A 24,536-nucleotide genomic window follows, 5' to 3' on the forward strand; every position below is an offset into this window, starting at 1 on the left:
TTCGCCGCCGATCAGACCGAGGTTTGCTGCAGCTCCCGGGACCGTGCGAGGTGCTCGCCGGCCAGCCGTTCGGCCTCGGCGACATCGCGGTTGGCGATCGCGGTGAACAGCTCGCGGTGCTGCTCGGCGACGGCGATCAGGTCGTCGTGCCGGGTGAGCAGCCAGCGCATCCTGCTGCGCAGCGGCCGCTCGATCTCGACCAGCAGCTCGTTGGACGCGAGCTCGGTGACGATCTCGTGGAAGTCGGCGGCCTTGCGCCGCGCGACCAGGGCGTTGCCGGCGTGGGCCGCGCTCAGCTGCTCGTCCAGGACGCCTTGCAGGCGGTCGAGTCCTTCCCTGGTACGTCGCTCCGCCGCGAGCCGGAACGTCAGCGGTTCGAAGGCCGCGCGGACCTCGCTCAGGTCGGCGATGTCGGAGTCGGTGAACGTCCGCACCACCGCCCACGACCGCGGCCGCAACGTCACCAGTCCTTCGCCGACCAGCGCCTTGAGCGCCTCCCGCACCGGGACGCGGCTGACCTCCAGCGCGGCCGCCAGTTCACGCTCGACCAGCCGCTCACCGGGCTGCCGGACGCCGTCGAGGATCTCGTCCCGCAGCTGCCGCGTCACCCGCTCGGTCTCGGATTCCCGGCGCTCGGTCATTCGGCCTCCCCAGGGTCTGGTATGCCATTCTCCAGCATGGCGCACCGCCGGGTCCCCGCGCGAATCACGGCTCCAGCAGGCCGGCCCGGATCGCGTACCGGGTGAGGTCGAGGCGGTCCCGGAGGCCGAGCTTCTGGAGGATGTTCGAGCGGTGCCGTTCGACGGTCTTGACGCTGATCGTGAGCAGCTCCGCGATCTCCTTCGAGGAGTTGCCCTCGGCAACCAGCTTCAGGACCTCCTCCTCGCGGGCGGTGAGGATCTGCTGCGGCAGGTCCGCGCCCTGCCGGATCCGGTCCAGGTAGCTGCGCACCAGCCGGGTCATCGCGCCCGGGTACAGGAACGGCTCGCCGCGCATCGTCGCCCGGCACGCCTCGACCAGGTCGCGGTCGAGCACGGACTTCAGCACGTAGCCGGAGGCGCCGGCCTTCAGCGCCTGGAAGAAGTACTGCTCGTTGTCGTACATCGTCAGCATCAGCACCCGGACGTCCGGTGCCAGCGCGGACAGTTCGCGCGCGGCCTGCAGGCCGGTCATCCGGGGCATCGCGATGTCGAGGATCGCCAGATCGATGTCGCCGCGCCGGCAGATCGCGACCGCCTCGCTGCCGTCGGCGGCCTCCGCGACCACCTCGAGGTCCGGTTCGCCGTCCAGGATCAGCCGTACGCCGCGGCGTACCAGCGCGTGGTCGTCGGCCAGCAGGATCTTTGTCGTCATCAGGCTTCCACCACACGTCCGATGGGCACTCTGAGGCTGACCTGTGTGCCGCCGGGCGGGTTGTCGAGCAGTTCGAGGGTCGCGCCGATCAGCAGCGCGCGCTCGCGCATGCCACGGATCCCGGCGCCCTCGTGTGCCGGTCCGGCGCCCCGGCCGTTGTCCGCGATCCGCAGTACGGCGGCGTCGTGCTCGCGGACCAGCGAGAGGTCGATGCGCGTGGCTCCGGCGTGCCGGGCGACGTTCGTGAGGCTCTCCTGGGCGACCCGGTAGAGGACGAGTTCGGTCTGTTCGTCCAGCGTCAGGTCACTGTCGAACCGGCGCCTGATCTCGATGCCGGTGTGGTCGGACACCTCGGTCGCGAGCGCCGTCAGCGCGCTGGTGAGTCCGAGGTCCTCCAGGACGCCGGGGCGCAGGCGGTGCGCGAGGCGTCGTACCTCGTCGAGGCTTGCCCGGGTCGTCTCCTGGGCCTGGATCAGCTCGTTGCGCAGAGCCGGATCGGGTGCGCGGTCGGCGGCGCGTTTGAGGTCCATCAGTACCGCGGTCAGCGTCTGGCCGACCTCGTCGTGCAGTTCGCGGGCGATCCGGCGGCGCTCGGACTCCTGCGCCGAAAGCGCACGGGCCGCGCTGGTGGCGCGTTCCCGCTCCAGGCGGTCGAGCATGTCGTTGAACGCGCGGAGCAGGTCCGGTACGCCGCCGTGGCCGCGGACCGGGAGGCGCTGACCGGGACGCAGTACGTCGACTGTGGACATCCGGCGGTTGAGGCGGTTCAGCGGGGCGAGGCCGACGCGCAGCAGGGCCGCGTTGGCGACGAGCATCACCGCGAGACCGCCGACCAGGACGATCGCCTCGGTGAGCAGCACGGGCACCGAGACCGTCACCGGGGCCCACAGCAGCAGGGCTGTCGCCGCGCCCAGCACGACCGCGTTGAGCGCGAAGATCCGCCAGAACAGCGACACCGCTTCGCTCCTTCCCGTTTCCCGTCACTATGGCAGTCCTGGCGGATTCGTACTGGGCAAGATGGGTGCTGGTCCCGATAGGCAAGCCCGGTGCGGGCGGTCATGGTGTTGGCATGAACACCCAGAACGCTGTGCAGCCTGGTGGGCACCGGGTCCACGAGATCCTGCAGCGGCTGCAGCACGAGCGGAACACCCGGCTGGCGCAACTCACCGCGATGGAGGCCGACAAGCCGAACGCCAACGAGGAGCTGGTAACGGCGCAGACCACCGCGATCCGGGTGGTCCTGAAGGAGATCGACGCGGCGGTGGAACGCGTCGAGGACGGCACGTACGGCGTCTGCCGCGGCTGCGACACCAACATCCCCGTAGGCCGCCTGGAAATCCTCCCGTACGTCCGCTACTGCGTCCGCTGCCAGCAGCAGGCACTCTGAAGCCGTCCATGAACACCCCCACCAACGCAGGCATCCACCCAGCCGAACTAGCAGCCCTCCGAGCCAAACTCCTCGACCAACGCGCCTTCCGCCGCGAACAACTAGCCGCCCTCCGCAGGGAGGCTGCGTTGGACCGGATGAGCACCGGGCATTACGGCCAGTGCCGGTCGTGTCGCGGGCCGATCGACCTCGCGCGGCTCCGGATCTGCCCGCAGGCCCTGTACTGCGCGGAGTGCCACCGGCTGCAGGAAACCCGATGATCCCCCGGCCGGCGGCCGGGATCGCGCTTGATCTCGGCAGCTCCGGTGCCAGGTTCTGTCTCGGGCAGCGGCGGACGGTCACCGTTCCGGCGGTCAGCGGGCGGCCGGTCGTGGCACGGGGCCGGGTCGTGGATGCGGAGACGGCGTCCCGGCTCGTGGGTGAAATGGTTGCGGAGTTGAAGGTCAGCCGCGCGCAGCTGACGGTGGTCGCGACGACGCCGGTGCTCTGCGGTGATGACCATCGGGAGGACATCAGGACGCTGCTGGCGGGAGCAGCGACCGTGGTGATGATCGAGGGTGTGAAGGCCGCCGCGCTCGGCGTAGGGATGGAGCTGAGCCAGCCGCTGCTGGTCGTCGACGTCGGCGCCGAGCTGACCGAGGTGGCGCTGCTGGCGGAGGGCTGCGTCGTCGAGGCACGCCGTACCCCGATGGGCCTGCACGACCGCGTACTTGCCGCAGTGCTCGTCGAGGTCATCGGCGACGCGGTGCTGGAGCTGTTGCGCGGCGACCACGGCCCGCAGACGGCCGACGCGCTGGATCGCGGCGTCCTGCTGACCGGTGGCGGCGGGCTCCGGCCGGAGCTCATCTACAAGCTCGGCAGCCGCCTCGGTGCCGCGGTGTGCCCGGCTCCGGCTCCGCACACGGTGTCCGTCCGCGGAGCCGCGAGCGTACTGCAGGCCACCCGACGGCACCCTGGCGTCAGCCGGCGGCCTTTTCCTTCATGAGGTCCTCGACGGCCTTCGGGATCGTGGTCTCGAAGTCGAGCAGCTTGGCCCACGTGAGCGTGACCGTGATGACGACCATCTCGTCGTACAGCGCCTTCACACCGGCGACCCACTCCGGGTACTGCTCGTCGGTCGTCACCTTGCGGCCGGCCTGCAGGTAGCCCTCGGGGACGCCCGGGACCGTGGTGAGCTCGGCGGTGCCGCGGAGCAGCAGCGCCTTGGGTGGGAAGGCTCCGGTGTCGATCGTGAGCGCGACCTTCGGGTTCTTGCGGAGCGCGGCGACCTTCGCGGACTTCGGGACGGTGGCGATCGCGATCTTGCCGTCCTCGACCCAGAACCCGATCGGGACGGCCCGCGGGTCTCCGTCGAGGCCGATGTAGGCGAACCGGGCGGGGTCGTGGCCGTAGAGGAGCTGCTGGGCGTACGGCTTGGCGAGGATCTCGGCGATCTGCTGCTGGTTCATGTCAGTTCCCATCCGTGTGAGGTGGTTTCTCATCAGGGGGACGGACCCGGCGCGCGGTTCTCGACATCGGTAGGTTGGCGAATCGTGGAAAGTTTTGCATTCGGCTCCGGCACGGTCCAGGTCGCCGACGACGGCGCGGTCGCCCAGGTGCTGCACCCCGACGGCCGGCGGGTCCTGCTCGACGAGGGTGTCGTGCACGACAGCCTGCACGCGTGGGGCAAGGGCTTCGTGATCACCGACCGCGGCGCGTTCCGCTTCGACACCCCGGCGTACACCCGGTGGCGGAGCAGCGGCATCGACCTGCTGTACCAGTTCGGCGAGCTGGAGCTGCGCGTCGGACGACGCTTCGGCGAGCGCTGGACGGAGACGTACGAGCTGCGCAACACCGGCTCCGCCCCTGTCGAGCTCGGCTCGGTCGCGGTCAGTACGCCGTACCGCGATGTCTACACCTCCAGCCGGGAGAGTCTGACCGGCGCGGTGCACGCGCACGTCTGGACCGGCGGCGCGGACGCCTGGGTGTGGGCGGTGCCGATGGACGGCAGCGGACCGGGCCTCGGCCTTCAGCTCGAGGAGGGCGAGCTGTGGGCGTACTCGGTCGAGTCGCGCGAGCCCGGCACGAGCAGCAACATCCGCGGCCACATCTACCTCCATGTCACCGACCACGCCCGCGCGCCGCACGCGATGGGCGGCCAGCCGGCGATCACGCTCGCGCCCGAAGCGTCGTACCGCTGGACCTGGCAGCTGGCCTGGTACGACGACCTGCCCGCCTTCCACGCCGACCGGGACCCGCTGATCGACGCCGACCGGTTGACGGCCGAGGTGAACGAGCCGATCCGGCTGCGTGACGGTCGCGAGATCACCAGCAGCGAGCCCGGTCTGCAGTACGTCGAAGCGCCCGGCGGCAGGTCCCGCATCGCCGTACTCTTCCACGAGCCGCTCCGTGTGATCGCCGAGCGCCGCGCCCGGTTCGTCCTCGACCACCAGCGGCGGCCGGAGCTGCAGGACAGCCGCCGGTACGCGTTCGTGCCGTTCGACAACGACAGTGGGCTGACGGTGCTGTCGAGCGCGTGGCGGGACTGGTCCGACGCCCGGGAACGCGTAGGCATGGCGCTGCTCCTGCAGGAGGTCCGCGACCGCGGCTGGGGCGATCGCGCGGAGCTGGACGAGGCGCTGGCGGGGTACGAGCAGTTCGTCCGCGACCACTTGCTCGACGACCAGGGCACGATCCAGGACGACAGCATCCACCAGAACGCCGTCCGGCTGTACAACTTCCCGTGGTTCGCCCGCTTCCTGCTCGGCCAGGGCGACCGCGCCGGCGCGACGCGCATCCTCGACCGGTACTACGAACTCGGCGGCGACCACTTCCTCGCCTTCGACCTCGGCCCGTTGCTGAGCGAGCTCGGCCTCCACGACCACCTGCTCCGGCACGCGAAGACCTTCATCTCGTACGGCGACGAACTGCCGCCGCACGAGGTCAACTACGAGCAGTCGATGGTCGCGCCGCTGCTCGAGCTCCTCGCCGCCGCGTACCGGGTGGCGCCCGGCGAGATCGACGGCGCCGAGCTGACCCGGCGGCTGCCGTGGCTGACGGCCTTCGCCGCCGACCAGCCCGACGTACGGCTGCGGCACGTGCCGATCCGGCACTGGGACGGGTACTGGTTCGGCCGGCTGCGGTTGTGGGGTGACGTGTTCCCGCACTACTGGTCCGCGTTGAGCGCCGTCGTGTACGCCGCCTGGCCGCGTGACCTGGTGACCGCCGAGCAGGCGGCGTGGCTGGACCGCGCGGAGGACGCGATCCTGCGCGCGAACCTGGTCAGTTTCGCGTCCGACGGATCGGCGACGTGCGCGTTCGTCTACCCGAGCTGCGTCAACGGTCAGCCCGCACACATCGCCGATCCGCTCGCGAACGACCAGGACTGGGCGCTCGTCTACGCGCTGCGGAGACTCAGCTGAGCAACGCGGCGTTCTGCCGTTCGAGCTCCTTGACCGAACCGGCTGCCCAGCCCGGTGCCAGCGCCGCGGACATCGGATCCGGGAAGATCTCCTCCGCACCCTCCGCGACGCCGTCGAAGATCGCCCGCGCGACCGACTCCGGTGCCGCCTTCGGCACCTCGAGATCGCGCGACATGTCGGTGTCCGTCGGACCCGTCAGGACGGCGTGCACCCGGACACCCCGCGGGGCGAGCAGCGCGCGCTGCGACTGGGTGAGCGAGAACGCGGCCGCCTTGGAGATCGAGTACGCCGGAATGATCGGGAGCGAGGCGATCGCCGCCACGGACAGCACGTTGACGATCGCTCCCCGAGCCTCGAGGAGCTGGGGCAGGAACGCGGTGGCGACGGCGTGCGGCCCGAACAGGTTGACTGCCAGATGCTGTTCGAGCAGCGCGCGGTCCCCGAGGTCGTCGTATGCCGCCAGACCCGCGTTGTTGATCAGCAGGTCGAGGGCGTCGACGGTCTTCGCCGCTGCCTCGATCTGCGCCTGATCGGTCACGTCGAGGTCGACGTACGTCACGCGTTCGTCGGCGTGCGTGAGCCGGACGCGCGTACCGGCGTACACGCGCCGGACGCCGCGGCGCAGGGCTTCCTCGACGAGCGCTCGTCCGATCCCTCGGTTCGCTCCGGTGATCAGGACGCTGCGGTCTTCGAAAGACATGGGGTGTTCTCCGTTCGGCTCTCGCGGTGCTTGCACAGAGGACAGACAGCACGGCAGGTGGGAACTGACCGATCAGTTCGGGGACGCGGCGGTGTCAGAACCGGTGCGAGGACAATGACGACGGAGGTGACGGATGCCGGACGAGCTGATCGAGCGAGCGCGTGCGGGTGATCGGGAGGCGTTCGCGGCGCTGGTCGAGCCGCATCGCGGTGAGCTGCAGCTGCACTGCTACCGGATGCTCGGATCGCTGCAGGACGCGGAGGACGCCCTCCAGGAAACGTTGCTCTCGGCCTGGATCGGGCTGGACGGCTTCGAGGGACGGTCGTCGATCCGGACCTGGCTCTACCGGATCGCCACGAACCGGTGCCTGAACGCGCTGCGGTCGTCGTCGCGCCGGCCGCAGCCGGCGGTGCCGCTTCCGGTTCCGGCGCCGGAACCGTCACGGTCGGGGGAGGTGCTGTGGCTGCAGCCGTACCCGGATGTGCTGCTGGAGGGACTTCCGGACGTGCTGCCGGGGCCTGAGGCGCAGTACGAGTCGCGGGAAGCGATCTCGCTGGCGTTCGTCACCGCCGTCCAACTACTTCCGCCGAACCAGCGCGCGGTACTGCTGTTGCGCGACGTACTCGGCTACCGGGCGAGTGAGACCGCGGAATTGCTCGGTCTCACCGAGGCCGCGGTCAACAGCGGTCTCGCGCGCGCCCGCGCGACGCTGGACGCGAAGGCGGTCGGGCGGTCTCCCTCGTCCGGCGGCGCGGCCGACCGCGGGTTGACCGACCGGTTCGTCGAGGCGTTCACGGCGCAGGACGTCGACGCGCTGGTCGCGTTGCTGACCAGCGACGTCTGGGTGCGGATGCCCCCGCTGCCGTTCGAGTACCAGGGCAACGCGGCCGCGCACCGGTTCTTCACCGCGCTCGCCGGGCACCGGCGGCAGCTCGGGGCGATGGTCCCGGTGGGCGCGAACGGTCAGCCGGCGTGGGGCGAGTACCTGCGCGATCCGGTGACCGGCGGCCTGCACCTGATCGGGGTGCTGGTGATCGGCATCGCCGGTGACCGGATCGACGAGATCACCCATTTCGAGACCTCGGTCGCGCCGTACTTCGGGTTACCGCGGACCCTCTACCAGCCCGGGCAGTAGCTCGCGCAGCTGGGCCAGCAGGTGCTCGTGCACGCTGGTCCCGTACGAGATGCGGGTGGCGCCGGCCGCGGCGAGTTCGGCCGGGGTCGGGCCGTCGACCTTCGCGTGGCCGTTGATCGGTCCGCCGACAGCCTTCGCCACCTCGGCCAGCTGGTCGAGCGGAGCCAGAATCGGGTAGACACAGTCGGCCCCGGCGCGGCGGTACTCGCGCCCTCGCCGTACGGCCTCCTCGACCGGATCACCGACCGGCCGGATGAAAGTGTCGACCCGGGCGTTGATCACGAGTTCCGCACCGGCCGCGGCGCGTACTTCGGCCAAGTAGTCGGCCTGCCGTGCGACGTCGACCAGGGCGCCGTCGAGCGAGTCCTCCAGGTTGCAGCCGACCGCGCCGGTCTCCAGCAACCGCTCGGCGAACTCCTTCGGCGCCACGCCGTACCCGGCTTCCATGTCGGCCGTCACCGGTACGTCGACCGCGCGGGCGATCCGCGCCACCGCGGCGAACATCTCCTGCGGCGGCGTCAGCTGCCCGTCGTCGTACCCGAGCACGCGGGCGACCGCGCCGCTGCTGGTGGCGACGGCGGGGTAACCGGCTTCGGCGACCAGGCGGGCGCTCACCGGGTCCCAGGCGTTCGGGAGGACCAGGGGAGTGCCGCCGTGGTGGAGAGCCCTGAACAGTTCGGCTGTCATCGGTACGACCTCACGGCTTGTAGTGACCGGGCTCCATCTTCCCGGTGACACCTACCCGGGTCCACATATTGATGGTGATGATCAGCGCGATCAGCCGCGCCAGGTCCTTCTCGTCGAAGGCGTTCGCCGCGAGCTCGTACACGTCGTCCGGAACGTGGTCGACGCTGATCAGCGTGATCGCCTCGGTCAGCTCGAGCGCGGCCTGCTCCTGCTCGGTGTAGAACTTCCGCGACTCCCGCCAGACCGGGAGCAGCGTGATCCGCTGCTGGTTGTCGTCCAGCTTCAGCAGGTCGAGGGAGTGCATGTCGGTGCAGTACGCGCACCCGTTGAGCTGCGAGGCCCGGATCCGCACCAGGTGCGCGAGCTTGGGGTCGAGACCCTCGTCGGATACGCGGTCCAGCTCGATCATCGCCTGGTAGAAGTCCGGCACCACATTGGCGAGCTTGACCCGCCGCGTCGTTGTACTCATGCTCCCAACCTATGGGCGAAGCGGCCCAGGTGTATGGTCCACTTCTATGTCGGATCAAGGGGCCAATTCGGCCGGGTCGGACCTGCACCTGGAGCTCGGCGCGACGCGTGGCCGCGGCGAGCTGGTGCGGGCGTTGCACGCGTCGATCCGCAGCGGGCGGCTGGCCGCGGGGACCCGGCTGCCGTCGTCGCGGTCGCTCGCGAAGGACCTCGGGATCGCCCGGAACACGGTTGCGGACGCGTACGGCCAGCTGGTCGCGGAGGGCTGGCTGACCGCGCGGCAGGGCTCCGGGACCGTCGTCGCGAACCGGGCCGCCGTACCGCCGGCACCGGCCGTTTCGTTGCCGCAGGCCCGCAGTTTCCGGTACGACCTGACGCCGGGGTCGCCGGACGTGGCGACGTTCCCGCGGACCGAGTGGCTGGCGGCGGCGCGGAAGGCGCTGACCGCGGCGCCGAACGAGGCCTTCGGGCTGGGGGATCCACGTGGCCGGATCGAGTTGCGGCGGATGCTGGCGGACTACCTCGCGCGCGCCCGGGGCGTCCGGGCCGATCCGGAGCGGATCCTGATCTGCTCGGGGTACGTGCAGGCGCTGAGCCTGCTGAGCGAGGTGATCCGGACGCTCGGCGGTACGACGGTCGCGGTCGAGGAGTTCGGGTACGGCCTGCACCGGGACGTGATCCGCGCGCGCGGGCTCGACGTGGTCGCCGTACCGGTCGACGAGCTCGGGGCGCGGACGGATCGGCTGGCCGGCGACGGGGTGCTGCTGACGCCCGCGCACCAGATGCCGACGGGCGTGCCGCTGGCGCCGGAACGTCGTACGGCGGCGGTCGAGTGGGCGCGGGAGACCGGGGCGGTGCTGATCGAGGACGACTACGACGGGGAGTTCCGGTACGACCGGCAAGCGGTGGGGGCGTTGCAGGCGCTGGATCCGGAGCGAGTCGTCTACACCGGTACGGCGAGCAAGAGCCTGGCGCCGGGGTTGCGGCTCGCGTGGATGGTGCTGCCGCAGCGGCTGATCGAGCCGGTGATCGCGGCGAAACGGACGGCGGACTACCAGACCGCGACGATCGAACAGCTGGTCCTCGCCGAGTTCATTGCCTCCGGCCACTACGACCGGCACGTACGTCGTTCCCGGCTGCACTACCGGCGCCGCCGCGACCGGCTGGTCGAGCTCCTCGCCGTCCGGGCACCCACGGTCGAGGTCGCCGGCATCTCCGCGGGCCTGCACGTCCTGCTCGACGTCCCCGGCGACGCCGAAGACATCGTCACCCGAGCCGCCCGCCAGGGCCTCGGCCTCACCACCCTCACGACCTACCACTTCAACCCCACCCCAGCCACCCGCCAAGCGGTGATCGTCGGCTACGGCACCCCACCCGACCACGCCTACCCCGGAGCCCTGGACCTCCTCTGCCAGGTCCTAGGTGTTTGATCAGGCGACCAGAGAACTGAGCTTGCGGATGTCGGTGGGGCCTACTCGGCAGCAGCCGCCGATGTAGGTGGCGCCTGCGGTGAGCCAGGAGTGGGCGAAGTCGATCGGGCCGGTGCCGTCGCCGATCCAGGTACGGGCGACCGGGTCCCAGGACTCGCCGCGGTTGGGGTAGGCGACGGCGGGTTTGCCGGTGACCTCGACGGCGGTGCGGACCGCGGGCAGGACGTCGGTGGGCTTGCAGCAGTTGATGCCTACGGCAATCACCTGGGGGATGGCGGGGATCGCGAAGGCGTCGGTGAGGGGCTGGCCGGCGCGGGTGTGGTCGCCTTCGACGGAGTAGGAGAACCATGCCGGGAGGTCGAGTTCGGCGAGCAGCTCGACCAGGACCTCGGCCTCGTCGGTGTCCGGGATCGTCTCGACCGCGAGCAGGTCAGGCCCCGCGCTCGCGAGCAGCTCCAGCCGCGGCCCGTGGAAGTCGCGCAGCACCGTCGCGCTCACGCCGTACCGCCCCCGGTACTCCGACCCGTCCGCCAGCATCGCGCCGTACGGCCCCACCGAAGCGGCGACCAACCGTCCGGGAAACTCGTCCCGCACTTCACGAGCGATTCGCACACTACTGGCAATCAAACGCTCCGCCTCCGGACGCTCCACTCCGGCCCGCTCGAACCCGACCACGCTGGCCTGATAACTGGCCGTCGTAGCCACCATCGCCCCGGCCTCGAAGTACGCCCGATGCACCGCCGCGATCTCCCCCGGCCCGTCCCGCAGCAACCGCGCCGACCACAACGCATCCGACAGATCCTGCCCCCGCTCCTCCAGAGCATTCGACAGGCCGCCGTCCAGGACGACCAGCTGGTCAGATGCTCTTGACAAGTTCGAACACCTCGTCGGCGCAGCCCCAGGAGAGGGTCACGCCGGAGCCGCCGTGGCCGTAGCAGTGGATGATGGGTTCGCCGGAGCGGGTGCGGACGAGTTCGCAGCGGATCGTCGGGCGGGCGGGGCGGAGGCCTACACGTTGGCGGATGATCTTCGCCTTGTGGAGTTGGGGGACCAGCTCGGCGGCGCGTTCGAGGATCTGGGTCGTGGTCTTCGGGTCCACGGCGAGTGTCCAGTCGCCGGGCTGGCTGGTGCCGCCGACGACCACGTCGTTCTGCCGGGGGATCACGTACGTCAGCTCGTCCGGCGCCCGGTCCGCGACCAGCCACTCGGTCAGCCCGCACGGCTCGACCGTCAGCACCTGCCCGCGCACCGGCGTCACGGTCGGGTCGCTCGCCGTCAGGCGCGCGCCCAGTCCGGTGCAGTTGACGACGAGATCAGCCCCGGTCGGCAGTGCGGACAGCGCCGCGCGCGTCAGCGTCCCGCCGGCCGCCTCGAGCCGTTTCACCAGCGCGGGCAGGTACGCCGGCATGTCGATCACCGGCGCCGTGAACGACCACCCGTCCGCGAACCCGACCGGCGGCGACGCGACCCGCTGCAGATCCGGCAGTACGTCGGCCCACCGCGGATCCGGCGTCCGCTCCACCAGGAACTCGCGCCCGTGCCGCAGCTGCACCGAGGGCTCGGCCTCGGCCAGCTTCGCGAACTCCTCGTACGTCGCGCGCGACCACTCGGCCACCCGGTCCTCCGGCGCCGACAGGTACGGGTACCAGATCGCAGCCGCCACCGCCGACGTCGTTTCCAGCGGCAGGTCCCGGGCGAGCACCGCCACGTCGTACCCGCCCTCGGCGAGCCGGATGGCACAGCTCAGCCCGATCACGCCCGCACCCACCACGATCACGCGCATTCACACAGTGTCACCCACACACCGTGCTGACGCCAGGCAGCGGTTAGTGCAGGTCGACGGCGAGCGAGTAGAACCGGGTGATCTGCGTGGCGCCGTTGTTGTCGTCCGACAGCAGGTAGAGCTGCCGCCGCCCGCCCGGCAGGTACCCGCCGAGCGCGAGCGCCTCGACGTTGTCCAGCAGCGGGTTCGGCTGCGGCTGCTTGGCGACCGCACCCGACGGCGGGCAGTCGACGAGGTCGAACAGCAGCTTCTTCTGCAGGAACACGGATTCCGGCGCATCCGCGAGCGAGGCCCGCGCCGTCACGTCGGTCGCCTTCCGCAGCGAGACCGTGAAGACCCGGATCGTGTTCCCGACACCCGGCGTGAACGTCCGCTCCAGCGACACCAGCTCCGTCGGGCTCGCGGACGCCAGCTCGACGAGCGAGAGACCCGGGTCCGGCTTGTACGCGTACTGCGCGACCGGCTGGTACCCGCGCCCCGGCAGCCCGAAGTACCGGATGATCCGGTTCCGCGACCGGCCGTCGGCGTCGGTCCCGTCCGGGGCCAGCGGCCCTTCCATCCCGGCGTACAGCGAGAGGCCGTCGCGGCTCACGGCCAGCGACTCGAACGTCGCGTTGTTCGCCGCCTCCCCGGCCGGCGCGACCCGGAACCGGGACGGCACCGGCAGCTCGCCGACCTGCTTCCCATCCGTCAACCGGAAGCGCCGGATCGACGGCTCCCGCTCCGACGTGGCGAAAACGGTCTGCCCGCCGCGCTCGACGACGAGGCCTTCACCGTCGAAGTCGCCACCGGTGTACGGCGTCCCGTCCGGCCGCCGCAGGATCGTGATCCCGTTGACCCGCACCGAGGTCGGCTTGCTGTTCACCTGCAGGTTGAAGAGCCGCGCCGGCGTGGTCCCGACGTTGTCGACCAGCGCGACCGCACTGTGCGGCCCGGTCAGGTTCAGCGCGGACAGCCCGGCGACCGGTTGGCCGTCGTACGTCGTCTTGTCGAGCGCGTCGCTGAATCCGAGGAATGTGGCATCGGGCGAGCACGCACCGCCGTGCCGATCCGGAGCCGGCGCGGCCGACGCCGTGAGCGTCGCGGTGAGGGCGGTCAGGACAACTGCTGCGGCCAGCGGCGGGTGCCAACGCATTCCGGACTCCTTGGAAGAGACGACTGCCGCATCAAAACCTATCCCGCACACCGCAGATGAACGAGCAGATGAACGCCCGGTCAACGCACCATGCAAGGCCGCTTCGGGTCGAACCGCCAGTCCTCGACCAGGTACCGCATCGCGATCGCGTCGTCGCGGGCACCGAGCCCGTGCTCCCGGTACAGCTCGTGCGCGGCCGCGAGTGCGTCCCGGTCGAGCTCGACGCCCAGCCCGGGCCGGGTGGGTACGGCGATCTCGCCGCCGGCGATCCGCAACGGCCCCTTGGTCAGCGCCTGGCCGTCCTGCCAGATCCAGTGCGTGTCGAGCGCGGTGATCTCGCCGGGCGCGGCCGCGCCGACGTGGGTGAACATCGCCAGCGAGATGTCGAAGTGGTTGTTGGAGTGCGAGCCCCAGGTCAGCCCGAAGTCGTGGCACAGCTGGGCGACCCGGACCGACCCGGCCATCGTCCAGAAGTGCGGGTCGGCGAGCGGGATGTCGACCGCGTCGGTGCGGATCGCGTGCGCCAGTTCGCGCCAGTCGGTGGCGATCATGTTGGTCGCCGTCCGCAGCCCGGTCCGGCGTTTGAACTCCGCCATCGTCTCCCGCCCGGAGAACCCGGCCTCGGCACCGCACGGGTCCTCGACATAGGCGAGTACGTCGTCCAGCCCCGAGCAGACGGCGACGGCTTCGCGGACCAGCCAGGCCCCGTTCGGGTCGACGGTGATCCGCGCGGCCGGGAACCGTTCGTGCAGCGCCCGGACCGCGTCGATCTCCACGTGCGGGTCGAACACCCCGCCCTTCAACTTGAAGTCCGTGAACCCGTACCGCTCCTGCGCCGCCTCGGCCAGCTCCACCACAGCCTCAGTGGTCAAAGCCGGTCGCCGCCGCAACTCCAGCCACCGATCCCCACCCGCGGCTCCGGCGTCGTCGGTCCGGTAGGGCAGGTCCGTCCGGGCAGCATCGCCGACGTAGAACAGGTAACCCAGTACTGGGACCGAGGAGCGCCGGTGGCCGTCACCGAGTAATTCGGCGACAGGTACTCCGAGGTGCTGCCCGAGGAGGTCGAGCAGCGCCGACTCGAGCCCCGTCACCGCATGCACCGTCGTGCGGAGGTCGAAGGTCTGTACTCCACGGCCACCGGCATCACGGCCTTCGAAGGCAGTAGCGATCGAGTGGAGCAGGCTTCGATGGCGAGCCAGGGGTTGGCCGATCAGCAGCGGTGTCGCGTCGCGGATCGTGGCGGCGATCTTCTCGCCGCCGGGCACCTCGCCGAGGCCGGTGTTGCCCGAGCTGTCGGTCACGATCACCACGTTGCGGGTGAAGAACGGCCCGTGCGCCCCGCTCAGGTTGAGCAGCATGCTGTCGTACCCGGCGACAGGCACGACCTCCACCGACTCGACGGTCGGCGTCATTTGACCTTCCCGATCAACTCGGTGAGCTGCCGTACTTCGTCCTCCGTCAGGTCCTGCAACGGCGGTCGCACCGGACCGGCGTTCCGGCCGATCGCGTTGACACCGGCCTTCACGATCGAGACGGCGTACCCCTTGGTGCGGTCGCGGATGTCGAGGTACGGCAGCACGAACTCGTTCAGCTTCCGGTAGACCGCCGTCCGGTCCTGTGCGAGCACGTCCGCGTAGAACCCGAGCGCGAACTCCGGCACGAAGTTGAAGATCGCCGACGAGTAGGTGCTGTACCCGAGCTGCAGGAGCGGCAGCGCGAAGGTCTCGGCCGTCGGGAGCCCGCCGACGTACGTCAGCCGCTCGCCGACCCGTGCGTACGTCCGGGTCATCTGCTCGACGTTCCCTACGCCGTCCTTGAGGCAGACGAAGTTCGGGTTCCGGTCCGCGAGCTCCGCGACCGTCACGTCGGTGAGGATCGCGTTCGCCCGGCTGTACACGGTCACCCCGAGGCTCGTACTGCGGCACACCGCCGACACGTGCTCGATCAAACCACGCTGACCCGCCTCCGTCAGGTACGGCGGGAACAACAGGATCCCGTCCGCGCCCGCCTCCTCCGCGGTGCGCGCGTCGGCGACGGCCGTCGCGGTCCCGCCGGTCGCCGGTGCGATCACCGGGACCCGGCCGTTCACCTCGGACACGGCCGTTCGTACGACGGTCTCGATCTCCGTCGGCGTCAACGAGAAGCCCTCGCCGGTGCCGCCCGCGGCGAACAGGCCCGCGACGTCGTACTGGCTCAGCCAGGACAGGTGTTCGCGGTACGCCGCCTCGTGGAAGCCGAGGTCCGCGTGGAAGGCCGTGACGGGGAAGGAGAGCAGCCCGGTCTTGAGCTGCGCGGCGAGTTCTGCGGGGGAGAAGTGGGTCACGCGGGTCAGCGTAGGAACGGGTACGGATACCTGTCCAAGATCGATTGTGGATCTAATGATGCTCTGAGAGCATCGTGAGCACCCGCTGCAGGACCGGGCTGGTCGCGTCCCGGCGCCAGATCGCGTGCAGTTCGACCAGGTCGTCGGTCTCGTCGAGGTCGCAGTACGTCACGCCCTCGACGCCGAGGCCGCGGGCCGACGCCGGGACCAGCGCGACCCCGCGACCGGCCGCGACCAGCAGGATCACGGTGAGGATCTGCTGCACCCGCTGCTCGATCCGCGGATGCGCGTCGGCGAGGAACCGGACCGTCAGCTCGTGGAAGTACCGTGCCTGGGTCGGCGAGTAGCTGATCACCCGCTCGCCGTCGAAGTCCGACGCGGTCAGCGGGCGACCCAGCGCCCCGAGCCGATGGTTGCCGGGGACAACGGCGCACAGCGGCTCGCGGAACACGATGCGGGAGGCGAGGACGTCGGAGTCGAACGGCGGCCGCCCGAGGCCGAGGTCCAGCTCGCCGCGCAGCAGGCCGTCGAGCTGCGCCGGGGTGACGCGCTCGTGCAGGATCACGTCGACGTCCGGCAGCTCCTCGGACATCCGCCGCAGCAACGGCCCCAGCGTGCGGATCGCCGAGGTCGCAGTGAACCCGAGCCGCAGGGTGCCCGCGGCGCCTTGGTCCACCCGGCGGGCGAGGTCGCCGGCGGTGTCGACCAGCGCCAGCAGCCGCCGCGCCTCGACGAGGAACGCCTGGCCCGCCTCGGTCAGCTCGACCTTCCGGTTGTCGCGCTCCAGCAGCCGGGCGCCGACCGCACGCTCGAGCTTCTGCACCTGGCGGCTCAGCGGCGGCTGCGTCATGTTCAGCCGTTCAGCGGCGCGGCCGAAGTGCAGCTCCTCGGCGACGGCGACGAACGCGCTGACCTGATCCAGCGAAAACATGATTCCCGAAAGGTATCACTCGATGCCCAATCGGCCTTGGACAGGCATGATCCCGCCTTCCTACGCTCACGCAATCGAGCCGGGGGACCACTCTGTGCGGAGGAGGAAATCCGATGCTGTTCAAGCGCGACCGCCACGTCCTGGTGATGGCAGTGAGTGCTGCGGTGCTGTTGGCCGGGTGCGGTGGGGTCAAGACGACCTCCACCGGCGGTGCGGGCGACTACCCGACCGGCAACATCCAGATGAGCGTCGGCGCCTCTCCCGGTGGAAGTACCGACCTGATCACCCGGGCGATCGCGGAAGGCCTTGGCAAGGAGCTCGGGGTCTCGGTGCCGGTGGTCAACAAGCCCGGTGCGAACGGTGCCCTGAACGCCAAGGAACTGCAGTCCGCGAAGCCCGACGGCTACAAGATCGCGGTCCAGAACGCTTCGCTGTTCACGATCACGCCGCTCGCGGTGTCGGCGAACGAGGCGGTCAAGCTCGACGACTTCGACCTGATCGCCGGGGTCTCGCAGGACGACTACATGCTGGCCGCTCCGGCCGCGTCCGGCTACAAGAGCATCGCCGACCTGAAGAAGGCCGGGAAGAACATCAAGTACGGCACGACCGGGGTCGGCACCGGCGCGCAACTGGCGTCCGCGCTGACGTTCAAGACCGCGGCGATCGCGGCGACGGACGTACCGTTCGACGGCGGGGCGCCGGCGATGACCGCGCTGCTCGGTCAGCAGGTCGACGTCGCCACCTTCCAGCTCGGCGAGGGCATCGAGAACGTCAAGGCCGGCAAGCTCGTGCCGCTCGCGGTGTTCTCCGCCGAGCGGATCGCCTTCCTGCCGGACGTGCCGACGGCCAAGGAGCAGGGCTACGACGTGGTGGTGTCGCAGTACCGGTTCCTGACCGCGCCGAAGGGGACGCCGGACGACGTCAAGACGAAGATCGCCGACGCCGCCGAGAAGACCTTCGCCACCGACGCGTACAAGAAGTTCAACGAGGAGAACTTCCTGACGCCGCGCGAGGTCGGGCCCGACGAGATCAAGAAGATCCTCGACGAGGCCGCGGCGAAGTACAAGGCACAGCTCGACCAGTACGGGATCTCGCTGGCGGCGAAGAAGTGAGTGAAGCTGCCCTGCAAGAGGAACTGGCCGCGGACCGGCCGCCGCAGGCGGGGCCGTGGTCCCAGCTGGGTGCCGCGGTTGTCGCTGGGCTGGTTGGCGTCGCCGGGGTGATCGGGTCGCTCGCACTCGGTCTCGGGCGGTTGACGCAGCCCGGCCCGGGGCTGTGGCCGTTCGTGGTCAGCGTCGCCGTGACCGTGCTGGCCGCGGTGCTCGCGGTGGTCGGCCGGCGGGGGACTGACACCGAGAAGTTCTCGCGGTCGAGTGTGCTGACCGCGGTCGCCGTACTGTCGCTGGTGATCTTCGCGGTGGCGCTGCCGTTGGTCGGGTTCGAGATCCCGTCGGTGCTGCTCGCGTTCGTGTGGCTGCGGTTCCTCGGCAAGGAGTCCTGGGTGGCGTCGGTCGCGATCAGCGTCGGCACGGTGGCCGCGTTCTACGTGCTCTTCGTGCTGGTGCTGCAGATCCCGCTGCCCAGGTTGATCTGATGGGTGGCCTGATCGACGGCTTCAGTGTCGTCCTGGAGCCCGCGAACCTGCTCTACTGCCTGGCCGGCGTGGTCATCGGCATGCTGATCGGCGTACTGCCCGGCCTCGGCCCGGCGGCGACGATCGCGATCCTGCTGCCGATCACGTACGGCGTCGATCCGGTGTCCGCGATCATCCTGCTGGCCGGCATCTTCTACGGGGCGCAGTACGGCGGCACGATCACGTCGGTGCTGCTGCGGCTGCCGGGTGAGGCGTCGTCGGTCGTGACCGTCTTCGACGGATTCGCGCTGGCGAGACAAGGACGGGCCGGTACGGCGCTCGGCGTCGCGGCGATCGGGTCGTTCGTCGGCGGCACGGTGTCGATCATCGGGCTCAGCCTGCTCGCGCCGCTGGTCGCGAGCGTCGCCCTCGACTTCGGTCCGCCGGAGTACGCCGCGCTGTCGTTGTTCGGAGTCCTGCTGGTGGCGACCGTCGGGAACGGCAGCCGCTTGAAGGCGGTGATCGCGGCGGGGCTCGGGTTGCTGCTGGCCACGGTCGGGCGGGACACCTTCACCGGCGCGAGCCGGTTCACGTTCGACAGCCTGAACCTTGCCGACGGCATCGACTTCGTGCCGATCGCGATGGGGCTGTTCGGGCTCGGCGAGATCCTCTACAACCTCGAGGAGCGGCACCACAAGCTGCACGAGCCGGCCAAGGTCGGCAACGCCTGGCCGTCGCGGTCCGACCTGCGGCAGGCGCGCGGCGCGATCGGGCGCGGTTCGGTGATCGGGTTCGTGCTCGGTGTGCTGCCGGGCGGCGGCGCCACGCTGTCGTCGCTGGTCGCGTACGCCGTCGAGAAGCGGCGGTCCAAGCAGCCGGAGCGGTTCGGCCAGGGCGCGGTCGAGGGCGTCGCGGCACCGGAGACCGCGAACAACGCGGCCGCGACCTCGTCGTTCATCCCGCTGCTGACCCTCGGGATCCCGGCGAACGCGACGATGGCGCTGATGTTCGGCGCACTGCTGCTGCAGGGCATCCCGCCCGGTCCGCAGCTGGTGTCGGAGCACCCGGACCTGTTCTGGGGCGTGGTGAACTCGATGTACGTCGGCAACATCCTGCTGCTGATCATGAGCATCCCGCTGGTCGGGCTGTTCGTGAAGATCCTCAAGGTGCGGCCCGCGGTGCTGGCGCCGATCACCGTGCTGATCACGCTGCTCGGCGTCTACACGGTGGCGAACCAGGTGTTCGACATCTTCCTGGTGATCGTGTTCGGCGTCGTCGGCTACCTGATGAAGAAGTTCGGTTTCGAGCCGGGGCCGCTGGTGCTGGCGTTCGTCCTCGGCAGCCTGCTGGAGACCGCGGTGCGGCAGTCGCTGCTGATCTTCGGCGGCAACCCGGCCGGCTTCTTCACCCGGCCGATCTCCGGCACGGTCCTGGTCGTGCTGATCGCGGTCCTCGCCCTGCCCGGTATCCGGTGGGTCCTCCGCCGCCGACAGAAAGAGCTCGTATGAGCAAGATCTCCCGCGTCGAACTCACTCCGGTCGCCTTCGCGGACCCGCCGCTGCTGAACGTGGTCGGCGTCCACGAGCCCTTTGCGCTGCGCACGATCGTGCAGGTGTGGACGGACGACGGGCTGGTGGGGCTGGGGGAGACGTACGCCGCGGACGACCACCTGGCCCGGTTGCGCGCGGTCGCCGAGCTGCTGCCCGGCTTGGATCCGTTCGACCTCAACGGGTTGCGCCGGCGCGTGGGCGACGTACTGACGTCGGGTGGTGCGCAGGTCGGCGGGATGCTCAACCTGCAAGATCCGGTGGACGTGGTGTTGTCGCCGTACGAGGTCGCCCTGCTCGACCTCCAGGGCAAGTTGCTGGACCGTCCGGTCGTGGACCTGCTCGGCGGGGCGGTGCGTGACGACGTGCCGTTCAGCGCCTATCTGTTCTACAAGTGGGCCGCGCATCCGGGGGCCGAGGCCGACGCGTGGGGCGAGGCGCTCGACCCGGACGGGATCGTGCGGCAGGCGCGCACGATGGTCGACGAGTACGGGTTCACCGCGATCAAGTTGAAGGGTGGGGTGTTCGCGCCGGAGCAGGAGGCCGAGGCGGTGCGGGCGCTGGCGGCGGCGTTCCCGGAGCACAAGCTGCGGATCGATCCGAACTGCGCTTGGACCGTGGACACGTCGATCCGCGTCGCTCGGGAGCTTGGTGACGTCCTCGAATATCTGGAGGATCCGACGCCGGGGATCGACGGGATGGCGGCCGTCGCCCGGCAGACGGAGTTGCCGCTGGCGACGAACATGTGCGTGATCGCGTTCGCGCACCTCAAGCCGTCGGTTCTCGCGGACGCAGTACAGGTGCTGCTGTCGGACCATCACTACTGGGGTGGGCTGCGGCGGTCGCAGCTGCTGGCGGGGATCTGCGACACGTTCGGGATGGGGTTGTCGATGCACTCCAACTCGCACCTCGGGATCAGCCTGGCGGCGATGACACATCTCGCGGCGGCGACGCCCAACCTCACGTATGCGTGCGACACGCACTACCCGTGGAAGACGGAGGACGTGATCAAGCCCGGCGTACTGCGTTTCGAGGCCGGCAGCGTGCGGGTGCCGGACGGTCCCGGTCTGGGGGTCGAGCTGGACGTCGACGCGCTCGGCGCGTTGCACGAGCAGTACCTCGCGTGCGGGATCCGGAAACGCGACGACACGTCGTACATGCGGACGGTCGATCCCGGCTTCACGCCCAACACGGCGCGCTGGTGACTAGCGGTCGCGGAGCCGGTCGCGGGTGTTCGCCAGGTGCACGCGGGCCGCGGCGCGCGCCGCCTCCGGTTCGCCGCGGGCGATCGCGGCGTGGATGTTCTCGTGTTCGTGGATCACCCGCGTCAGGTGCTCGCGGTCGGAGATCTCGTACGCCGGATCGAGCCGGGTCCGCGGCAGCATGATCATCATCGGCCCGAGCTCCGCGATCAGGTCGCTGTAGAACCGGTTGCCCGAAGCAACAGCCACCTTGAGGTGGAACGCGAAGTCCGCCTCCACCGACCGGCTCGGATCGTCCCCCACCCGCCGGAAGTCGTCCAGCGCCCGCTCGATCCCCTTCAGCTGACGACCGGTACGGCGCCCCGCCGCCAGCCCGGCCGCCTCGCTCTCGACGCCGATCCGGAAGTCCATCAGGTCCAGCACGTCCCGGTGCGAGCGCACCGCCCGCAGTCCCGCCGTACGCTCCGGAACCTCCAGCACGAACGACCCGCGCCCCTGGAACGTCTCCACCAAGCCGGCCGCCTGCAGCCGCGACACCGCCTCGCGTACGACGGTCCGGCTGACCCCGAACTCCTCGACCAGCCCGTTCTCACCCGGCAACTTCTCGCCCGGCGCGATCTGCCCGTCGAGGATCCGCCGCTTCAGCTCGTCGACGACGTGATCCGCCAGACCGCTCACGAGAACTCGCACCGGTCGACGGTCCACCGCGCACACTGCTCGCTCGTCGTGAACCCGAGCCCCGGACGGTCCGGCACCAGCATCCGCCCGTCGACGGTCTCCAGCCGCTCGTTGAACAGCGGGTTCAGCCACTCGAAGTGCTCGACCCAGGGCTCGCGCGGGTACGCCGCCGCGAGGTGCAGGTGAATCTCCATCGCGAAGTGCGGCGCGAGCTGCAGGCCGTTGTGGTCGGCAAGCGTCGCGAGCTTCAGGAACGGCGTGATGCCGCCGATCCGCGGCGCGTCCGGCTGGATGACGTCCGCCGCCCGCGCCTCGATCAGCCGGACGTGTTCGCCGACGCTCGACAGCATCTCGCCGGTCGCGATCGGGGTGTCCAGCGCGCGGGCCAGTTCGGCGTGCCCGTCGGCGTCGTACGCGTCCAGCGGCTCCTCGATCCACACCAGGCCGAACTCCTCCAGCACCCGCCCGATCCGCAACGCCGTCGGCCGGTCCCACTGCTGGTTGGCGTCCACCATCAGCGGTACGTCGGCACCGAGGTGCTCGCGCACCGCGCGGACGCGCTCGAGGTCGATCCGCGTCTCCGGCTGGCCGACCTTGATCTTGATCCCGCCGATCCCGTCGGCCAGCGACTTCGAGGCGCGCTCCTTGACCTCCTCGATCGGCGCGTGCAGGAAGCCGCCGGAGGTGTTGTACGCGCGGACCGAGTCGCGGTGCGCGCCGAGCAGCTTGGCCAGCGGCAGGCCGGCGCGCTTCGCCTTCAGGTCCCACAGCGCGATGTCGATCGCCGCGATCGCCTGCGTCGCGACGCCGGAGCGCCCGACCGAGGCACCGGCCCAGAGCAGCTTGTCGTACACCTTCGCGATGTCCGACGGGTCCTCGCCGATCAGGTTCGCCGCCACCTCCTTCGCGTGCGCGTACTGCGCCGGTCCGCCGGCCCGCTTCGAGTAGCTGAACCCGATCCCGTGCTGTTCCTGCTCGGTCGCGATCTCCGCGAACAGGAACACCACCTCGGTCATCGGCCGCTGCCGCCCGGTCAGCACCTTGGCGTCGCTGATCGGCTGGTCGAGCGGGAGTACGACGGACGAGAGCTGCACGTGGCGGATGCGGTCCATGGCGAGTGATCGTACAAGTTGCTCACTTGTACGACAAGTGATTGTTGACGCCCGCGTAACGCCGGTGAACCGGCGGGGAAACAGAACCCGGAGAGACTGCTGCACCGCCGACAGCGTCGTCGTGCGCCACCTCTCGCCACTGGGGAAGGAAGCTGCGATGGACAAGTCGGGGCTGCTGCGGTCGTTCGCCGCGCTGGACAAGGACGGCGACACCCGGATCTGGGCCTGGGAGCTGCTGAGCGCGTTGGGGCGCGCCGGCATCCAGCCGGACGATCCACGGGTCCGGGCGGCGTTCGCCGACGTCCGCGGCGCGGACGGCCGGCCCGTCGGGATCGACAGCCGGCCGGTCCAGCTCGACATCGACCAGTACGTCGGCATCGCGCAGCACGGCGACGGTGTCGTGTATCGGGCGCTGAACGGCGAGCTGGCCGTGCCGCCGGACGAGTTCCGGGACCTGGTGCGCGGCGTCGAGGCGATCTATGCCGACGTACTGCCGAACCGCGACGGTCACGTCGCCGACTACATCCCCACGTTGCGGGACGCCGATCCGGAGCGGTTCGGGATCGCGATCTGTACGGCGGACGGGCAGACGTTCGCGATCGGCGACGCGGACCTCGGGTTCAGCGTGCAGTCGACGTCGAAGCCGTTCAGCTACGCGATGGCGCTCGAGCAGCTCGGGCCGACCGAGGTGCACCAGTGGGTCGGGCAGGAGCAGAGCGGCGGGACGTTCAACGACTACCGGTTGTCGCTCGGGGAGGGGCGGCGGCCGCACAACCCGATGATCAACGCAGGGGCGATGGCGACGCTCGCACTGGTTGACCACGGCAAGGAGACCAGCGACCGGTTCCGCACGGTGCGGGACACCTGGACGCGGATGATGGGGCGGGCGCCGGGGTTCGACCAGGAGACGTACCTGGCGGAGAAGGCGACCGGCGACGGGAACCGCGGGCTGGCGAGCCTGATGAAGGCCGCGGACATGCTGAAGGCCTCGGGGGAGGACGGGGCCGCCAAGACCGCCGACTTCTACTTCCAGGTCTGCTCGCTCGAGGTGGACGCGCAGCGGTTGGCGGCCGCGGGCGCGACGCTCGCGAACGGCGGGGTGGCGCCGTACTCCGGGGAGCGGGTGTTCTCGCAGGAGACCGCTGGCCGGGTGTTGTCCGTGATGGGGCACAGCGGGATGTACAACGACTCCGGGAAGTTCTCCGACCAGGTCGGGTTGCCGGCGAAGAGCGGGGTGTCCGGCAACGTGATGCTGGTGGTCCCGTCGAAGCGGCTGGCCGTCGTGGTCTTCTCACCCCGCCTGGACGCGGCCGGCAACTCGGTCCGCGGCGTCGAGGTCTGCAAACGCCTGGTCAACGACTTCGGCCTCCACCCGTACCGCGGCCTGGGCACCGAACGCACCCGCCACCTGACCGGCGCTCTGAACCAAGCCGACCGCAGAGCCGAAGCCGCCAGCGCCGCCGACCGCGCCCTCGCAGGCGTAGCCCGCCCCGGCAGCGCCGCCCCCACCCAACGCCCCACGGAGGAGACCGCCGGCCGGGACGCCGGGGAGCGCCCGGCCAGCCGCCCGGCCCGCAACTCGCCGTCCGCCCAGCAGCTCTGAGGTGCCGATCTCCAGACCATCACAATCCAGCGGCCCCCGGCCACGCTGAGCGTGACGGGGGCCGCGGTGCTGCGATTGTGATGGCCTG

The 24,536-nt window shown here is 70.4% G+C and carries 26 protein-coding genes; 11 read left to right on the forward strand and 15 right to left on the reverse strand.

What is annotated here, in order from left to right:
* Positions 1-11: 11 nt before the first annotated feature.
* From ABN611_RS23705 to ABN611_RS23715, 3 genes are all read right to left on the reverse strand, one after another.
* Positions 12-641 (reverse strand): GntR family transcriptional regulator, encoded by a 630-nt coding sequence (locus ABN611_RS23705; protein ID WP_350274420.1) that lies wholly within the window; start codon positions 639-641, stop codon positions 12-14.
* Positions 642-705: 64 nt separating this feature from the next.
* Positions 706-1,353 carry a response regulator transcription factor gene (locus ABN611_RS23710; protein WP_350274421.1) on the reverse strand — a complete coding sequence of 216 codons (648 nt, stop codon included), beginning with the start codon at positions 1,351-1,353 and terminating at the stop codon, positions 706-708.
* Positions 1,353-2,309 carry a sensor histidine kinase gene (locus ABN611_RS23715; RefSeq protein ID WP_350274422.1) on the reverse strand — a complete coding sequence of 319 codons (957 nt, stop codon included), beginning with the start codon at positions 2,307-2,309 and terminating at the stop codon, positions 1,353-1,355. Before ABN611_RS23715 ends, ABN611_RS23710 begins: the two co-directional genes overlap by 1 nt.
* Before the next feature lie 113 nt (positions 2,310-2,422).
* On the opposite strand from ABN611_RS23715, the gene ABN611_RS23720 reads away from it, so the two are divergent.
* The 3 genes from ABN611_RS23720 to ABN611_RS23730 are packed head-to-tail and all read left to right on the forward strand — an operon-like array spanning position 2,423 to position 3,725.
* Positions 2,423-2,740: a TraR/DksA C4-type zinc finger protein gene (locus ABN611_RS23720; RefSeq protein ID WP_350274423.1), complete on the forward strand. Its 318-nt coding sequence runs from the start codon at positions 2,423-2,425 to the stop codon at positions 2,738-2,740.
* Positions 2,741-2,748: 8 nt separating this feature from the next.
* On the forward strand, positions 2,749-3,000 hold the full coding sequence (locus ABN611_RS23725; RefSeq protein ID WP_350274424.1) for a TraR/DksA C4-type zinc finger protein: 252 nt from the start codon (positions 2,749-2,751) through the stop codon (positions 2,998-3,000).
* A complete protein-coding gene (locus ABN611_RS23730) occupies positions 2,997-3,725 on the forward strand; it encodes a rod shape-determining protein (protein ID WP_350274425.1) in 729 nt (242 codons plus the stop codon). The genes ABN611_RS23725 and ABN611_RS23730 overlap by 4 nt, the downstream gene beginning before the upstream one ends.
* Here ABN611_RS23730 and ABN611_RS23735 read toward each other — a convergent pair.
* Positions 3,700-4,188, reverse strand: a complete 489-nt coding sequence (locus ABN611_RS23735) for a pyridoxamine 5'-phosphate oxidase family protein (RefSeq protein WP_350274426.1) — start codon at positions 4,186-4,188, stop codon at positions 3,700-3,702. The genes ABN611_RS23730 and ABN611_RS23735 overlap by 26 nt on opposite strands.
* A gap of 84 nt (positions 4,189-4,272) precedes the next feature.
* On the opposite strand from ABN611_RS23735, the gene ABN611_RS23740 reads away from it, so the two are divergent.
* Positions 4,273-6,141: a hypothetical protein gene (locus tag ABN611_RS23740; RefSeq protein WP_350274427.1), complete on the forward strand. Its 1,869-nt coding sequence runs from the start codon at positions 4,273-4,275 to the stop codon at positions 6,139-6,141.
* Here the strand turns inward: ABN611_RS23740 and ABN611_RS23745 are convergent.
* Positions 6,134-6,841 (reverse strand): SDR family NAD(P)-dependent oxidoreductase, encoded by a 708-nt coding sequence (locus ABN611_RS23745; RefSeq protein ID WP_350274428.1) that lies wholly within the window; start codon positions 6,839-6,841, stop codon positions 6,134-6,136. The genes ABN611_RS23740 and ABN611_RS23745 overlap by 8 nt on opposite strands.
* Positions 6,842-6,974: 133 nt before the next feature.
* Here ABN611_RS23745 and ABN611_RS23750 point away from each other — a divergent pair, with 133 nt between their 5' ends.
* Complete coding sequence (locus ABN611_RS23750; protein WP_350274429.1) at positions 6,975-7,976, forward strand: sigma-70 family RNA polymerase sigma factor; 1,002 nt, start codon at positions 6,975-6,977, stop codon at positions 7,974-7,976.
* Here ABN611_RS23750 and ABN611_RS23755 read toward each other — a convergent pair.
* Both ABN611_RS23755 and ABN611_RS23760 read right to left on the reverse strand, forming a co-directional pair.
* Complete coding sequence (locus ABN611_RS23755; protein WP_350274430.1) at positions 7,944-8,663, reverse strand: isocitrate lyase/phosphoenolpyruvate mutase family protein; 720 nt, start codon at positions 8,661-8,663, stop codon at positions 7,944-7,946. The two genes, ABN611_RS23750 and ABN611_RS23755, sit on opposite strands and share 33 nt — an antisense overlap.
* 10 nt (positions 8,664-8,673) lie before the next feature.
* Entirely contained in the window at positions 8,674-9,132 is a 459-nt protein-coding gene (locus tag ABN611_RS23760; protein ID WP_350274431.1) for a carboxymuconolactone decarboxylase family protein, read from the reverse strand.
* Between the two features lie 46 nt (positions 9,133-9,178).
* On the opposite strand from ABN611_RS23760, the gene ABN611_RS23765 reads away from it, so the two are divergent.
* Positions 9,179-10,561: a PLP-dependent aminotransferase family protein gene (locus ABN611_RS23765; RefSeq protein ID WP_350274432.1), complete on the forward strand. Its 1,383-nt coding sequence runs from the start codon at positions 9,179-9,181 to the stop codon at positions 10,559-10,561.
* On the opposite strand, the gene mmuM is transcribed toward ABN611_RS23765, so the two are convergent.
* From mmuM to ABN611_RS23795, 6 genes are all read right to left on the reverse strand, one after another.
* Positions 10,562-11,434, reverse strand: coding sequence for a homocysteine S-methyltransferase (gene mmuM, locus ABN611_RS23770; protein WP_350274433.1), 873 nt, complete (start codon positions 11,432-11,434; stop codon positions 10,562-10,564).
* Positions 11,418-12,344: an FAD-dependent oxidoreductase gene (locus ABN611_RS23775; protein WP_350274434.1), complete on the reverse strand. Its 927-nt coding sequence runs from the start codon at positions 12,342-12,344 to the stop codon at positions 11,418-11,420. Before ABN611_RS23775 ends, mmuM begins: the two co-directional genes overlap by 17 nt.
* A 43-nt stretch (positions 12,345-12,387) precedes the next feature.
* Complete coding sequence (locus ABN611_RS23780; protein WP_350274435.1) at positions 12,388-13,479, reverse strand: esterase-like activity of phytase family protein; 1,092 nt, start codon at positions 13,477-13,479, stop codon at positions 12,388-12,390.
* Positions 13,480-13,559: 80 nt separating this feature from the next.
* Positions 13,560-14,891, reverse strand: coding sequence for an enolase C-terminal domain-like protein (locus ABN611_RS23785; protein WP_350274436.1), 1,332 nt, complete (start codon positions 14,889-14,891; stop codon positions 13,560-13,562).
* Entirely contained in the window at positions 14,888-15,802 is a 915-nt protein-coding gene (gene kdgD, locus ABN611_RS23790) for a 5-dehydro-4-deoxyglucarate dehydratase (RefSeq protein ID WP_350274437.1), read from the reverse strand. The genes ABN611_RS23785 and kdgD overlap by 4 nt, the downstream gene beginning before the upstream one ends.
* Positions 15,803-15,854: 52 nt before the next feature.
* Positions 15,855-16,733 (reverse strand): LysR family transcriptional regulator, encoded by an 879-nt coding sequence (locus tag ABN611_RS23795; protein ID WP_350274438.1) that lies wholly within the window; start codon positions 16,731-16,733, stop codon positions 15,855-15,857.
* A 113-nt stretch (positions 16,734-16,846) separates the two neighbouring features.
* Between ABN611_RS23795 and ABN611_RS23800 the strand changes: the two genes are divergently transcribed.
* The 4 genes from ABN611_RS23800 to ABN611_RS23815 are packed head-to-tail and all read left to right on the forward strand — an operon-like array spanning position 16,847 to position 21,058.
* Positions 16,847-17,845 carry a tripartite tricarboxylate transporter substrate binding protein gene (locus ABN611_RS23800; RefSeq protein ID WP_350274439.1) on the forward strand — a complete coding sequence of 333 codons (999 nt, stop codon included), beginning with the start codon at positions 16,847-16,849 and terminating at the stop codon, positions 17,843-17,845.
* Positions 17,842-18,327, forward strand: coding sequence for a tripartite tricarboxylate transporter TctB family protein (locus ABN611_RS23805; protein WP_350274440.1), 486 nt, complete (start codon positions 17,842-17,844; stop codon positions 18,325-18,327). The genes ABN611_RS23800 and ABN611_RS23805 overlap by 4 nt, the downstream gene beginning before the upstream one ends.
* Positions 18,327-19,814 (forward strand): tripartite tricarboxylate transporter permease, encoded by a 1,488-nt coding sequence (locus ABN611_RS23810; RefSeq protein ID WP_350274441.1) that lies wholly within the window; start codon positions 18,327-18,329, stop codon positions 19,812-19,814. The genes ABN611_RS23805 and ABN611_RS23810 overlap by 1 nt, the downstream gene beginning before the upstream one ends.
* Positions 19,811-21,058, forward strand: coding sequence for a glucarate dehydratase family protein (locus ABN611_RS23815; protein WP_350274442.1), 1,248 nt, complete (start codon positions 19,811-19,813; stop codon positions 21,056-21,058). Before ABN611_RS23810 ends, ABN611_RS23815 begins: the two co-directional genes overlap by 4 nt.
* Here the strand turns inward: ABN611_RS23815 and ABN611_RS23820 are convergent, their stop codons facing one another.
* Together ABN611_RS23820 and ABN611_RS23825 are read right to left on the reverse strand one after the other, a co-directional pair.
* Positions 21,059-21,745, reverse strand: a complete 687-nt coding sequence (locus tag ABN611_RS23820; protein ID WP_350274443.1) for a FadR/GntR family transcriptional regulator — start codon at positions 21,743-21,745, stop codon at positions 21,059-21,061.
* Positions 21,730-22,845, reverse strand: a complete 1,116-nt coding sequence (locus ABN611_RS23825) for a mandelate racemase/muconate lactonizing enzyme family protein (protein WP_350274444.1) — start codon at positions 22,843-22,845, stop codon at positions 21,730-21,732. Before ABN611_RS23825 ends, ABN611_RS23820 begins: the two co-directional genes overlap by 16 nt.
* Positions 22,846-23,002: 157 nt before the next feature.
* Here ABN611_RS23825 and glsA point away from each other — a divergent pair, with 157 nt between their 5' ends.
* Positions 23,003-24,448, forward strand: a complete 1,446-nt coding sequence (glsA, locus tag ABN611_RS23830; protein ID WP_350274445.1) for a glutaminase A — start codon at positions 23,003-23,005, stop codon at positions 24,446-24,448.
* The last annotated feature ends 88 nt before the right edge of the window (positions 24,449-24,536 follow it).

It is taken from the genome of Kribbella sp. HUAS MG21, from assembly GCF_040254265.1.
Classification (GTDB): domain Bacteria; phylum Actinomycetota; class Actinomycetes; order Propionibacteriales; family Kribbellaceae; genus Kribbella.